Below are 12,508 nucleotides of genomic sequence, written 5' to 3'. Positions count from 1 at the left end.
AGCCATAGAGGCAATGCCGCTCGTTGGCGCATTGCCGCAGCGTCGCCATAGCTCAAGGAACGACAGCTACGTTCGCTTGAATATTGCTGTCCATTGCATTATGTGATGCGTGATGTTTGATGCGCGATAGGGAGCATATTGTGAGAACCACACTTGCAATCGATGACGATGTCCTACTTGCGGCCAAGGCCATGGCGCGGCAGCAGGATCGCAGCGTTGGCGATGTCATTTCCGATCTGGCTCGCCGCTCACTGCGCAGGCCACCGACCGGCGGTGAACGCAACGGCATCCCCTTGCTTGCATCGCGGCCCGACGGCCCGATGGTCGATCTCGAAATGGTCAATGCGCTTCGCGACGAATTGGCGTGACCTTCCTGCTCGACGTCAATGTGTTGATTGCGTTGATCGATCCGGCTCACGTCGCGCATGAAGATGCCCATCGGTGGTTCCAATCCACCGGGCATTTATCATGGGCAACATGTCCCATTACCGAGAATGGCGTCATCAGGATTGTAAGCAACCCGAAATACCCCAATTCTCCGGGTTCGCCCGCCGTGGTGGCGCAGATTGTCGGCAAGCTGCATGCCCTTTCAGGACATCAGTTCTGGCCTGACGAGATCAGCCTTGTCGGTTCCAACGACATCGATGCAGCCAGGATCCTCACCCCGGCACAGGTAACGGATAGCTATCTGTTGGGACTCGCCAAGGCGCGTGACGGCCAATTGGCGACGTTTGACCGAAAGCTGTCGACGGCAGCGGTAAAGGGAGGGAGGTCGATCCTCCACCTGATCCCAAGCGAATGAATGGCTGAGTTCCGCTTCGATCGCAAACTGCGTGGCTGCAAGACCGCTTGGCAACGTCAGCTGCCGCATTGCTGCAGCTGTTCGGCATAGTCGCGGGCCATCTTTTCGGTCGCCCTGGCATAGCCCTGCACGCCGGCATCGCCACGGTTGCCGCGGCCGTAGGCGGTCCAGCCGAGATAGTAGGCGAGATAGAGATTGTAGGTGTCGTTGCGGGCGACGCCGAACGTGTCTGATGTCTTGGAATGATACCAGCCGACGAAATCGACGGCATCGGCAAACTTGGTCCGCCGCGCCGCCCAGCTGCCGGTTTCGCTCTGATATTGCGACCAGGTGCCGTCGAGCGCCTGCGAGAAACCGGTGGCCGACGAGACATGTTTCCACGGAATGAAGCCGAGCAGTTTGGTACGCGGCGGCCTGGCATTGCTCTTGAAACCGGATTCCTTGCGCACCGTCGCCATCAGCACGGGGACAGGGACGCCGTATTTCTGCGAGGCGCGCTCGGCGGCCGACTGCCAGTTGTCGAACCAGCCGTCGTTCTGGTCGAAGACGGCGCAGACATTGTTGATATGGTTGGGCGGCGTCGCGCAGGCCGGCAAAGCCAGCAGCACGCCAACCGCTACAATTTTACTCAAACTCGAACTACGCATTGGAAAACGAATAGGCCGAAATCATAAAGGGAATCTTGCGGTGTTTCTTAACGGCTTGCCGGCCTGGCTGCGCTCGGTGGGCCTGTATCATTATTCCGACCTTTCGCGTCGCCTTTATCTCCATCAGAATTCAAAAATGCCGCCTTGGATAAAATCACGCCCGCGAAGGGCGGATTTCTGACAGCGATATCCGGATGCCGGCGCTCTGATGCCAGGCATGAATGAACCAAGACGAAAGCGCGGCGCGGAGCGAACCAGCAACCGGGGGCCCGCCGCCATCCCGCAACTTCCACTGCGGCGGGTGACCAATCCCTATCCGCCGATGGCGATGCTCTCAGTCGACCAGGTCGAAGCGATCCACCAGGCGTCGATGCACATTCTGGAAAATTTCGGCATCGAGGTGATGTCTCAGCGGGCGCTGGCGCTGTTCGAGAAGGCGGGCGCAAAAGTTGACCATGCGACCGCGAATGTCCGCATCGACCGGGGCCTTGTCGCCGAGGCGCTGAAGACCACGCAGTCCAGCTATCGGCTGACGCCGCGCAACCCCGCCAACACCATTCATCTCGGCGGCAACACGATCAATTTCACCCTCGTCGCCGGGCCGCCCAATGTGCACGACATGGAGCGCGGCCGGCGCGCTGGAAACTTGCACGACTATGCCGATCTGACCCGGCTGGCGCAGCATTTCAACTGCATCCACATGCTCGGCAACCAGGTCTGCGCGCCGGTGGAACTGCCGGCCAACACCAGGCACATGGATACCTATTTCACCAACCTGACGCTGACCGACAAATCGTTCCATGTCTCGGCGATTGGACGAGGCCGGGCGCTGGACGGCATCGAGATGATGGCAATCGCGCGCGGGCTGACGCTGGACGAGATGCGCGATGATCCCGGCATTGCCACCATCATCTCGGTCAACTCGCCGCGGCGTTTCGACGAGATGATGGCCGAAGGGCTGATGACCATGGCTGAGTTCGGCCAGTCGGTGGCGGTGACGCCGTTCACGCTGATGGGCGCGATGAGCCCGGTGACGCTCGCCGGCGCCCTGGCGCAGCAGAATGCCGAGGCGCTGTTCGGCGTGGTGCTGACGCAACTGGTGCGCCCCGGCGCGCCGGTGATGTACGGCGCCTTCACCTCCAACGTCGACATGAAGTCGGGCGCGCCGGCCTTCGGAACGCCGGAGAACACCAAGGCCAACATCGCCTCGGGGCAATTGGCGCGGCGCTACAATCTGCCCTACCGCACGACACCGGGGTCGGCATCGAATGCGGCGGACGCGCAAGGCGCCTACGAGACGCTGATGGCGCTGTGGGGCGCTGTGCTCGGCCACGGCAACCTCGTCTATCATGCCGCCGGCTGGCAGGAGGGCGGGCTGACGGCATCGTTCGAAAAGCTCATCATTGATGTCGAGATGATCCAGCACATGATGGAGTTCTTGCGCCCGATCGTCGTCGACGAGGCGGAGCTTGCGGTCGAGGCGCTGGGCGCGGTGCCGACCGGCGGCCATTTCTTCGGCGAACCGCACACGCTGGAACGCTATGCCACCGCCTTCTACCAGCCGATACTGTCCAACTGGCAGAATTACGAGGCATGGCAGGAGGCCGGCGGCCTCGACACGACGGCGCGCGCGACCCGGCTGTGGAAGAAGGCGCTGGAAGACTATGTCGAGCCGGTGATGGATATCGCCGTGCGCGAGGCGCTGGAGGCGTATGTGGCCAGGCGCAAGGAAGCGATCGGGCAGGGCGAGCCGTGACTTTTTCAGCGTCGGCGCGCGGCGCTGCCTTTCTGATTCACCTTATCTCCTCAACTCATTGATAACAGAGCAAAACTCATGAAATCGCATGCAAAGGTCGTGGTCATTGGCGGTGGCGTCGTCGGGTGCTCCGTGCTGTTCCATCTGGCGCGTCATGGCTGGACCGATGTCGTGCTTTTGGAGCGCGACGAGCTGACCTCCGGCTCGACCTGGCATGCGGCCGGCGGCATGCACACGATCAATGGCGACCCCAACGTCGCCAAGCTGCAGAAATACACGATCTCGCTCTACAAGGAGATCGAGGAGCTGTCGGGACAGGCGACCGGCGTACATCTGACCGGCGGCGTGCTTCTGGCGGCAACCGAGGCGCGGCTCGACTGGCTGCGCGGCGTCGTCGCCAAGGGGCGTTACCTCGGCATCGACCTCGAGGAGATATCGGCCAATGAAGCGGCCGAGCTGATGCCGCTGCTCGACCCGAAACAATTCGTCGGCGCCGTCCGCAACAAGGAGGACGGCCATCTCGATCCCTCCGGCGTGACGCATGCCTATGCCAAGGCCGCGCGGAAACTGGGCGCCGAGGTCGAGCGCTTCACCAAGGTCGAGGACATTGTGCGCCGGCCCGACGGCATGTGGCGCGTCATCACCAACAAGGGCGAAGTGGTGGCCGAGCATGTCGTCAATGCCGGCGGGTTATGGGCGCGCGAGGTCGGCCGCATGGTCGGGCTGGAGCTGCCGGTGCTGGCAATGGAGCACATGTACCTGATCACCGAGGATATGCCCGAGGTGGCGGCGTGGAACGCCAAGACGGGGACCGAGATCATCCATGCCGTCGATTTCGATGGTGAGCTGTACCTGCGCCAGGAGCGCGGCGGCATGCTGATGGGCACGTACGAGAAGGCCAATAAGGTCTGGTCCGAATTCCAGACGCCGTGGAATTTCGGTCATGAATTGCTGGAGCCGGACATCGACCGCATCGCGCCGTCGCTCGAAGTCGGCTTCCGCCATTTCCCGGCCTTCGAGAGGACCGGCATCAAGCAGATCATCAACGGGCCCTTCACCTTCGCGCCGGACGGCAATCCGCTGGTTGGGCCGGTGCGTGGCCTTCCCGGCTTCTGGGTCGCCTGCGGCGTCATGGCGGGCTTTTCACAAGGCGGCGGCGTCGGCCTGGCGCTGTCCAACTGGATGATCGAGGGCGATCCCGGCGCCGACATCTGGGCGATGGATGTCGCGCGCTACGGCGACTGGGCGACGATGGCCTACACCAATGCCAAGGTGCGCGAGAACTATTCGCGCCGCTTCTCGATCCGTTTCCCCAATGAGGAGCTGCCCGCCGGGCGGCAGCTGAAGACGACGCCGATCTATGATCTGCTGTCGGCCAAGGGCGCGCAATGGGGCGTGTCCTATGGGCTGGAAGTGCCGCTCTGGTTTGCGCCCGAGGGTGTCAAGGACGAGTTCTCGTGGCGGCGGTCCAGCGATTTCACCCATGTCGCCAATGAGGTCGCGACTGTTCGTGAGAGCGTCGGCCTGGCGGAGATTTCGAACTTCGCCAAATACAAGGTGACGGGAGGAGGGGCGGCCGCTTGGCTCGACCGGGTCTTTGCCTGCAAGTTGCCCAAGCCAGGCCGCATGACGCTGGCGCCGATGCTGAAGGATGACGGCAAGCTCATCGGCGATTTCACGCTGGCCAATATCGGTGCCACCAATTCCAACGGGACCGAGTGGTTCATCGCCGGCTCCGGTATCGCCGAGCAGTATCATGTGCGCTGGTTCGAGGCGCATTTACCTGCGGATAGCTCAGTGCGCATGGAGGCGCTGGGGCAGAAACTGACCGGTCTGGCGATCGCCGGACCCAAGGCGAGGGAGGTGCTGGCGAAGGTCAGCCGCGCGGATGTCGCCAACACCGCATTCCCCTTCATGGCGGTCGCGAAAATGGACATCGGCACGGCGCCATGCCTGGTCGGCCGCGTCAGCTACACCGGCGATCTCGGCTACGAGATCTGGGTGGCGCCGGAATATCAGCGCGCTGCCTTCCAGGCGTTGATGGCGGCAGGCGAGGAATTCGGCCTCGGCCTGTTCGGCTCGCGCGCGCTCAATGCGCTGCGGCTGGAGAAAAACTACGGCTCATGGGCGCGCGAATACCGGCCGATCTACGGGCCGCTGGAGGCCGGGCTCGACCGTTTCGTCGCCTATGGCAAGGATGCCGATTTCGTCGGCAAGGCCGGCGCTCTTGCCGAGCGCAAGGAGGGCGGCAAGCTCAGGCTGCGCACATTTATCCTCGATGCCGACGATGCCGATGTCATCGGCGACGAGCCGATCTGGTACGATGGCGCGGTGCGCGGCTGGGTGACGTCGGGCGGCTATGCGCATCACTCGAAGAAATCCGTCGCCATCGGCTATGTGCCGAAGGAGATCGCAGACAAGAGCGACGGCTTCGAAATCGAACTTTTGGGCAAGCGCCACGCGGCGCGCGTTCAGGCAGCGCCGCTCTTTGACGCGAACTTCGAGCGAATGCGCGCCTGAAGCGCTTCGGCTTCGCCGAGGCGCTTCAGATTCCTTTGTGCATGTCGTTATCCCAAAACCGCTGCGCACCTTTGGGCGACATGCATTGCGCGTCAGACGTTGCGGCGGTTGTCGAGCGCGAAGGCGCCGGCGCCGGCAAACACCAGATAGAGGAAGATGAAGCAGAAGGAGATTGCCGCGTCGCCGCTGTTGTTGACCGGGAAGAAGTCGCGCGGGTAGTGCGCCATGAAATAGGCGATGGCCATCTCGCCGGCCAGAAGGAACGCGACCGGGCGGGTCAACAGACCGAGCGCCAGCAGGATGCCACCGGCGAATTCCAGGATGCCTGCCGTCGCCGTCAGGCCGCTAAGAGCGTGAGGCTCGGCGCTGACCGGAAAATTGAACAGTTTCTGCGAGCCATGCTCGAGGAACTGCAGGGCTGTGATGATGCGCAGGACGCCGAGTGCCTGCGGCTGAAATCTCACGAGACCGTCAAAAAGCTTCATCTAAACTCCATTTTTCCAACCATGTGCCCGGCCATAAATCATCACCCGGCGCTGGACCATTCACTTCCCATGGCCTGTCATCAACAATCGGTGATTGCAATTATTTCCAGTCTGACTTCGAAATTTGCTCTCGTTATGGTTGCATACATCTCGTTAAGGTTGTATATCTGCGAGTAGACACTCCAAACCAGACGGGTTCCTTCGCCATGAAAAAAGTCGCCATCAGCCTGTTCGCAATCCTCGCAAGCACCAGTTTCGCCGTGGCCGCTGATGCTGGCTGCGATGCCTTCAAATGGCCGGTAACACGCGAGCAGGAACTGTTTCCGGCAGCGCCCGCCGCGCAGTCCGGTGCCTCTCTTGCTTTCGGCGAAGCCGCGGATATGGCGCTGGAGCCGGTCGATGCGGTCAGCTTCATGGTCTCACCGCAACGCGCGCCGGCAGCCGGCACGTTCGGCGCGACGGCAAACGTGGCCGTGCCAACGGAAGGAGAGCTCCAGATCAGCCTGTCCGATGAGGCCTGGGTCGACGTCATTCAGGATGGCCAGGCCGTGAAATCAGCCGGTTTCAGCGGCGTGAAGACCTGCCTCGGCGTCCGCAAGAGCCTGCGCTTCAAGCTGACGCCTGGCGCAGCCACGATCCAGCTCAGCGGCGCCAGGAAAGAGAACCTCAAAGTTGCGGTGCTGGCGCCGGAGTGACCGCGCCCGGACGCGCCTCTCATCGCACCAGCGGCGCGATGAGAGCAGTTCCGTGCAGGCGAGTACCGGAGGGGATCAGCGGCCCGGCGCGATCAGCGCGAAATAAGCGCCTTGCGGATCGGTGAACTGGGCAATCCATTGGCCGGTCTGAACCGGCATCGGACCCATGACGATCTTGCCGCCATTGTCGGTGACCCGTTTGGCGGCTGCGTCGATGGCATCGACATTGAAGTAGAACAGCCACACCGGCACCGGCAGCTGTTGTGGCTTGTTCATGATGCCGCCGCCGGATTCAGGGCCGGCCGAGAAGGTCTGATAGATGCCCATCTCGCCGATGTCCATGCTACCGGCATCAGTCCAGCCGAACTGGCTGGAGTAGAAATCGAAGGCCTTCTGGCGGTCGGACGCATAAAGCTCGTGCCAGCCGACATGGCCCGGCGTCGTTGCCGGAAGGACGGGCTGGTCGGGGCCATTGGGCTGCAGGAACATGAAGGCGGCGCCTTGCGGGTCGGCGACGACGGAGAAGCGGCCGACGCCGGGAATGTCGTCGGGTTCGCGGTGAACAGCCCCGCCGGCGGCTTTCAGTGCCTCGGTCGAGGCATCGGTATCGCTGGTGTGGATATAGCCGAACCAGGCCGGCTTCAGACCCGTCCTGGCTGCTTCCTCGGGCAGGGTCATCAGCCCGCCGACGCCACGCCCGACGGAGTTCACCACGATATAGCGCGGCATGCCAGGCGCCTTGTCGAAGGGCTCGGCGCGCCAGCCGACCACGGTGGTGTAGAACGCTTGCGCCGCATCGAGGTCGCTGGTCATCAACTCGTACCAGAAGAAGCGCATTGGGGATCTCGGCATTCTCGGTCTCCTCACCTATGCATCGATCGTCGTCCGATCCATCAAAGGACGTTTTCAGCGACGCGAATCCGACAGCGAAGCGGAGAAAATTCAACGGCTGCGTTGACACATCGTTCCGCACTTCGCCCCACCGGCGGCTTGCACTTGGGGCGGTTTTCGACTTTCCTTGGGGCAAACGAGGGGTAGTAGTTTCATGCGCCTTATGTCGCTCACGCCTGAGCTTGTGTCACTGTGTCATCGCGAAGAGGTCGATCCCGGACCCGACTGCAGTTGGACGCAGCTGAACGATGAGGATTACCGGACATTAGCCTTGCGGCTGTCTGAAGAAGCAGACGAGGGGCCTTTGTGGGTGTTCGCCTATGGCTCGCTGATCTGGAAGCCGGCTTTCGAATCAGTCGAACGCCAGCGCGCCACCGCTTTCGGCTGGCACCGCTCCTTCTGCCTCGACATGGTGCGCTGGCGCGGCAGCGTCGCGCAGCCGGGGCTGATGATGGCGCTCGAACGCGGCGGCCGATGCGACGGCGTCATCTACCGCCTGCCCGACGGCGACAAGCCGCAGCAGATCGAAAGATTGTTGCGGCGCGAGATCGACGACCATGAGAGTGTCAGCTCGGTCCGGTGGGTTCCCGTGCGCACGGAGCAGGGCCGGATACGGGCGCTCGGCTTCTGGGTCGGGGTGACGGGCAGGGGAACCTCGCTCGGGCAGCCGCTGGATCGGGTGGCGAGGGTGCTTGCCAGAGCCTGCGGCCATGTCGGCTCAGGCGCGGAATATCTCTACAACACCGTCAGCCACCTTGAGGAATTCGGCATCCGCGACCGCAATCTGTGGCGGCTGCAGCAACTGGTTGCCAACGAGATCAGGTCGATCCATGGCGGCGCTACGAGCTCTGGCTTTTCGCCCGTGACATAGGCCATAACATGAGTGGTTCGATCATATTATCAGCTAGGCTTTTCAGTAACTTGCGGCGAAAATTGACCAATTGATAAAAAAATAAAACGTGCTAGCCTTCCCCAAAACGAAAACAGGGGAACTGACGATGCCAGAAGGCCAGTTCAAGGACGGCATTGCCGGCGGCCGGCTTGCCGCCGACCAGTACGCCGAGAATTTTTCCGACCTGCATCCGCCGCTCGATCACCACGAAGCGCTGGTCGAATCCGACCGCTGCTATTTCTGCTACGATGCGCCGTGCATGAATGCATGCCCGACCTCGATCGACATTCCGCTGTTCATCCGCCAGATCTCGACCGGCAACCCGATCGGTTCGGCCAAGACGATTTTCGACCAGAACATATTGGGTGGCATGTGCGCCCGCGTCTGCCCTACCGAGACGCTGTGCGAAGAGGTCTGCGTGCGCGAGGTGGCGGAAGGCAAGCCGGTGCAGATCGGCCGCCTGCAACGCTACGCCACCGATGTCGCCATGGCCAAGCACCAGCAGTTTTATTCGCGCGCTGAATCGACCGGCAAGTCGGTCGCCGTGGTCGGCGCCGGTCCGGCCGGCCTAGCCGCGGCGCACCGGCTCGCCCGCCATGGCCACGAGGTGACCATACTGGAAGCCCGCCCGAAGGCCGGCGGCCTCAATGAATATGGCATCGCCGCCTACAAGAGCATCGACAATTTCGCCCAGGCCGAGGTCGACTATGTCACGGGGATCGGCGGCATCGATATCCAGAACGGCAGGGCGCTCGGCCGCGACTACCGGCTGTCGGACCTGATCCGGAATTACGATGCCGTCTTCCTCGGCATGGGGCTTGGCGGCGTCAATGCGCTGCGCGCCGATGGCGAGGACGCCGGTGGCGTCGTCAATGCAGTGGAGTTCATCGCCGAACTGCGGCAGGCCAGCGATCTCGCGAGCCTGCCGGTCGGCCGGCGCGTCGTCGTCATTGGCGGCGGCATGACGGCGATCGACGCCGCGGTGCAATCGAAGCTGCTCGGCGCCGAGGAGGTGACGATCTGCTACCGGCGCGGCCAGGAACACATGAACGCTTCCGAGTTCGAGCAGGATCTGGCTGCCGCCAACGGCGTCACCATCCGCCATTGGCTGCAGCCGAAGCGGGTGATCGCTGAGGGTGGCAAGGTGTCGGGCATCGAACTCGAATACACCGCGATGAATGGCGACAAGCTCGCCGGCACCGGCGAGCGGCTGACGCTGGCCGCCGACCAGGTGTTCAAGGCGATCGGCCAGAGCTTCGTGCCGGCAGCACTGAATGGCAGCGGCGCTGCGATCGAACTCGAGGCCGGCCGCATCAAGGTCGATGCCGAAGGGCGCACCTCGCTTGCCAATGTCTGGGCCGGCGGCGACTGCATTTTTGGTGGCGACGACCTCACCGTCTCGGCAGTCGCGCAAGGCCGCGACGCGGCGGAGAGCATCAACAGGGCATTGCGATGATAGCGCAGATCCTTGCCGCCGTCATCGGCACCGCGGCAGTGCCGGCGGTTTCAGGGGATTATTGGCTCTATGCGCAATGGTGCGACCAGAAGGGTGAAGAGCGGATGTCGGTCGAAGCGTCCGGCGTCGGCTTCAGCGAGCACACGATCTGCCAATGGACAGCCGGGCCGCCAACTGGCGACCTGGTACAAACGACGGTTTCATGCGCGAGCGTCTATCTCAACGGAGAAGAGACCGTGCGCATGGATGAAAAAATGGTCGGGCTGGAAGCGCGCAAGGGCGATCCGGACCAGATCACGGTAACGGTCGAAGGCGAACCGCCATCGGTTTTTCTTCGATGCGAGGAATGATCCGATAGGCAACGCTTTAAGGTGGCGGTAAGCCCGCCACGGCCAGAGGAGAAAGACCCATGGCAGACATCCGCAACAATTTCGTCGGCATCAAATCGCCCAATCCGTTCTGGCTGGCTTCGGCGCCGCCGACCGACAAGGCCTACAACGTCATCCGCGCCTTCAAGGCGGGCTGGGGCGGCGTCGTGTGGAAGACGCTGGGCGAAGAAGGTCCGCCGGTGGTCAACGTCAACGGCCCGCGCTATGGCGCGATCTGGGGGGCGGACCGGCGCCTGCTCGGCCTCAACAATATCGAGCTGATCACCGACCGCGATTTGCAGGTCAATCTGCGCGAGATCAAGCAGGTCAAGAAGGACTGGCCCGACCGCGCCATCGTCGTCTCGCTGATGGTGCCATGCGTCGAGGAAAGCTGGAAGGCGATCCTGCCGGTGGTCGAGGAGACCGAAGCCGACGGCATCGAACTCAATTTCGGCTGCCCGCACGGCATGTCGGAACGCGGCATGGGCGCGGCTGTCGGCCAGGTGCCTGAATACATCGAAATGGTAGTGCGCTGGTGCAAGGCCAACACCCGCATGCCTGTCATCACCAAGCTGACGCCGAATATCACCGATGTGCGCAAGCCGGCGCGCGCCGCACTCTCCGGCGGAACCGACGCGGTGTCGCTGATCAACACCATCAACTCGATCACCGGCGTCGACCTCGATAGCTTCGCGCCGCAGCCGACCATCGACGGCAAGGGCTCGCATGGCGGCTATTGCGGCCCGGCGGTGAAGCCGATCGCCATGAACATGGTGGCCGAGATCGCCCGCGATCCGGAAACGCGCGGCCTGCCGATCTCCGGCATTGGCGGCATCACCACCTGGCGCGATGCGGCCGAATTCATGGCGCTCGGCGCCGGCAATGTGCAGGTGTGCACGGCGGCGATGACATACGGCTTCAAGATCGTGCAGGAGATGATCGCCGGTCTCGAAAACTGGATGGACGAGAAAGGCCACGCCTCGCTCAACGACATTGTCGGCCGCGCCACGCCCAACGTCACCGACTGGCAGTATCTCAACCTCAATTACATCGCCAAGGCGCATATCGACCAGGACGCCTGCATCAAATGCGGCCGCTGCCACATCGCCTGCGAGGACACTTCGCACCAGGCGATCACCAACATGGTCGACGGCGTCAGGCATTTCGAGGTGATCGAGGCCGAATGCGTCGGCTGCAATCTGTGCGTCAATGTCTGCCCGGTCGAGAACTGCATCACCATGGAGCCGCTGGCCGCCGGCGTGATGGACCAGCGCACCGGCAAGCCGGTGTCGCCGGTCTATGCCAACTGGACGACGCACCCGAACAACCCGATGGCCAAGGTGGCCGCGGAGTAGGGAACGGGTCGAAGAAAAAAGCGGCGCTTTCGAGCGCCGTTTTTCATTTTGCTATTGCAGATAAAAACTATCCACGATATAAGATATCCATGAATCGGAGATCAACATCATGAAGCTGGGCGAGGGCGTTGAAGCGGCCATCCATTGCGCGGCCACACTGGCCAGCGTGGAGGGCAACAGCACGATGCCGGGTGCTGCCTTGGCACAGTCCTTCGGCCTGTCGCCGACCTATCTGCTGAAACATCTGAACCAGCTGACGGCTGCGCGCATCCTGGAATCGGTGCCGGGACCGGCGGGCGGCTACCGGCTGGCGCGTCCGGCCGAGCGCATCACGCTGCTCGATATCGTGCTTGCGGTCGAGGGTCGCGAGCCGGCCTTCCGCTGCGGCGAGATCCGCCAGCGCGGCCCGGTCAAGATCGATGCTTCGGCCTATGTGAAGCCGTGCGGCATCAATGCCGCGATGCTGAAGGCCGAGCGCGCCTATCGCGCGGCCCTCGCGGAAACCCGGTTGTCCGACATCGTGGCTGATTACAAGGCCGAAGGCGATCCGCGATCGTTTGCCGCCAGCTGTGCGTTTGTGGCGCGCCATCAGCGGCCGCAGAAACCCGCTTCGACCAAACAGATCTAATCCCCCGCCAGAC

Annotated in this window: 13 protein-coding genes; 10 read left to right on the top strand and 3 right to left on the bottom strand. The window is 62.8% G+C overall.

The annotated features are described in order from the left end of the window. Positions 1-140 precede the first annotated feature (140 nt). Both NKH22_RS07810 and NKH22_RS07805 read left to right on the top strand, forming a co-directional pair. Positions 141-368: a hypothetical protein gene (locus tag NKH22_RS07810; RefSeq protein ID WP_023707713.1), complete on the top strand. Its 228-nt coding sequence runs from the start codon at positions 141-143 to the stop codon at positions 366-368. Further along, positions 365-802, top strand: coding sequence for a TA system VapC family ribonuclease toxin (locus NKH22_RS07805; RefSeq protein ID WP_023682204.1), 438 nt, complete (start codon positions 365-367; stop codon positions 800-802). Before NKH22_RS07810 ends, NKH22_RS07805 begins: the two co-directional genes overlap by 4 nt. A 56-nt stretch (positions 803-858) precedes the next feature. On the opposite strand, the gene NKH22_RS07800 is transcribed toward NKH22_RS07805, so the two are convergent. Further along, the gene (locus tag NKH22_RS07800) at positions 859-1,449 is read right to left on the bottom strand and encodes a transglycosylase SLT domain-containing protein (RefSeq protein WP_023707714.1); all 591 of its coding nucleotides are present in this window, start codon (positions 1,447-1,449) and stop codon (positions 859-861) included. Between the two features lie 217 nt (positions 1,450-1,666). Here NKH22_RS07800 and NKH22_RS07795 point away from each other — a divergent pair, with 217 nt between their 5' ends. Beyond that, complete coding sequence (locus NKH22_RS07795; protein WP_023707716.1) at positions 1,667-3,205, top strand: trimethylamine methyltransferase family protein; 1,539 nt, start codon at positions 1,667-1,669, stop codon at positions 3,203-3,205. Positions 3,206-3,283: 78 nt separating this feature from the next. Continuing rightward, complete coding sequence (locus tag NKH22_RS07790) at positions 3,284-5,725, top strand: GcvT family protein (RefSeq protein WP_352909304.1); 2,442 nt, start codon at positions 3,284-3,286, stop codon at positions 5,723-5,725. Between the two features lie 92 nt (positions 5,726-5,817). Here the strand turns inward: NKH22_RS07790 and NKH22_RS07785 are convergent, their stop codons facing one another. Then, positions 5,818-6,210: a DoxX family protein gene (locus NKH22_RS07785; RefSeq protein WP_352909302.1), complete on the bottom strand. Its 393-nt coding sequence runs from the start codon at positions 6,208-6,210 to the stop codon at positions 5,818-5,820. On the opposite strand from NKH22_RS07785, the gene NKH22_RS07780 reads away from it, so the two are divergent. Then, positions 6,168-6,905: a hypothetical protein gene (locus tag NKH22_RS07780; RefSeq protein WP_352909300.1), complete on the top strand. Its 738-nt coding sequence runs from the start codon at positions 6,168-6,170 to the stop codon at positions 6,903-6,905. The two genes, NKH22_RS07785 and NKH22_RS07780, sit on opposite strands and share 43 nt — an antisense overlap. A gap of 75 nt (positions 6,906-6,980) precedes the next feature. On the opposite strand, the gene NKH22_RS07775 is transcribed toward NKH22_RS07780, so the two are convergent. Next, positions 6,981-7,757, bottom strand: a complete 777-nt coding sequence (locus NKH22_RS07775; protein ID WP_352909298.1) for a VOC family protein — start codon at positions 7,755-7,757, stop codon at positions 6,981-6,983. A 193-nt stretch (positions 7,758-7,950) separates the two neighbouring features. Between NKH22_RS07775 and NKH22_RS07770 the strand changes: the two genes are divergently transcribed. The 5 genes from NKH22_RS07770 to NKH22_RS07750 all read left to right on the top strand — a co-directional run bounded on the left by NKH22_RS07770 (position 7,951) and on the right by NKH22_RS07750 (position 12,495). Beyond that, positions 7,951-8,667 (top strand): gamma-glutamylcyclotransferase, encoded by a 717-nt coding sequence (locus NKH22_RS07770; protein WP_352803580.1) that lies wholly within the window; start codon positions 7,951-7,953, stop codon positions 8,665-8,667. Between the two features lie 127 nt (positions 8,668-8,794). After that, positions 8,795-10,144: an NAD(P)-dependent oxidoreductase gene (locus tag NKH22_RS07765; protein ID WP_352803579.1), complete on the top strand. Its 1,350-nt coding sequence runs from the start codon at positions 8,795-8,797 to the stop codon at positions 10,142-10,144. After that, complete coding sequence (locus NKH22_RS07760) at positions 10,141-10,494, top strand: hypothetical protein (protein WP_352803577.1); 354 nt, start codon at positions 10,141-10,143, stop codon at positions 10,492-10,494. Before NKH22_RS07765 ends, NKH22_RS07760 begins: the two co-directional genes overlap by 4 nt. A 59-nt stretch (positions 10,495-10,553) precedes the next feature. Continuing rightward, positions 10,554-11,867 (top strand): NAD-dependent dihydropyrimidine dehydrogenase subunit PreA, encoded by a 1,314-nt coding sequence (gene preA, locus NKH22_RS07755; protein ID WP_023699020.1) that lies wholly within the window; start codon positions 10,554-10,556, stop codon positions 11,865-11,867. A gap of 109 nt (positions 11,868-11,976) precedes the next feature. Next, positions 11,977-12,495, top strand: coding sequence for an RrF2 family transcriptional regulator (locus NKH22_RS07750; RefSeq protein WP_352803574.1), 519 nt, complete (start codon positions 11,977-11,979; stop codon positions 12,493-12,495). The last annotated feature ends 13 nt before the right edge of the window (positions 12,496-12,508 follow it).

The organism is Mesorhizobium sp. M1252, from assembly GCF_040318265.1.
Lineage (GTDB): Bacteria > Pseudomonadota > Alphaproteobacteria > Rhizobiales > Rhizobiaceae > Mesorhizobium.
Note: the sequence above shows the minus strand (reverse complement) of the source record. Positions and strands in the feature narration are given on the sequence as shown.

Excerpts from the sequence above, each read along its gene's own strand:
- NKH22_RS07800 (WP_023707714.1), bottom strand. The coding sequence starts at position 1,449 with ATGCGTAGTTCGAGTTTGAGTAAAATTGTAGCGGTTGGCGTGCTGCTG.
- NKH22_RS07795 (WP_023707716.1), top strand. The coding sequence starts at position 1,667 with ATGAATGAACCAAGACGAAAGCGCGGCGCGGAGCGAACCAGCAACCGG.
- NKH22_RS07790 (WP_352909304.1), top strand. The coding sequence starts at position 3,284 with ATGAAATCGCATGCAAAGGTCGTGGTCATTGGCGGTGGCGTCGTCGGG.
- NKH22_RS07785 (WP_352909302.1), bottom strand. The coding sequence starts at position 6,210 with ATGAAGCTTTTTGACGGTCTCGTGAGATTTCAGCCGCAGGCACTCGGC.
- NKH22_RS07775 (WP_352909298.1), bottom strand. The coding sequence starts at position 7,757 with ATGCCGAGATCCCCAATGCGCTTCTTCTGGTACGAGTTGATGACCAGC.
- NKH22_RS07770 (WP_352803580.1), top strand. The coding sequence starts at position 7,951 with ATGCGCCTTATGTCGCTCACGCCTGAGCTTGTGTCACTGTGTCATCGC.
- NKH22_RS07765 (WP_352803579.1), top strand. The coding sequence starts at position 8,795 with ATGCCAGAAGGCCAGTTCAAGGACGGCATTGCCGGCGGCCGGCTTGCC.
- NKH22_RS07760 (WP_352803577.1), top strand. The coding sequence starts at position 10,141 with ATGATAGCGCAGATCCTTGCCGCCGTCATCGGCACCGCGGCAGTGCCG.
- preA (WP_023699020.1), top strand. The coding sequence starts at position 10,554 with ATGGCAGACATCCGCAACAATTTCGTCGGCATCAAATCGCCCAATCCG.
- NKH22_RS07750 (WP_352803574.1), top strand. The coding sequence starts at position 11,977 with ATGAAGCTGGGCGAGGGCGTTGAAGCGGCCATCCATTGCGCGGCCACA.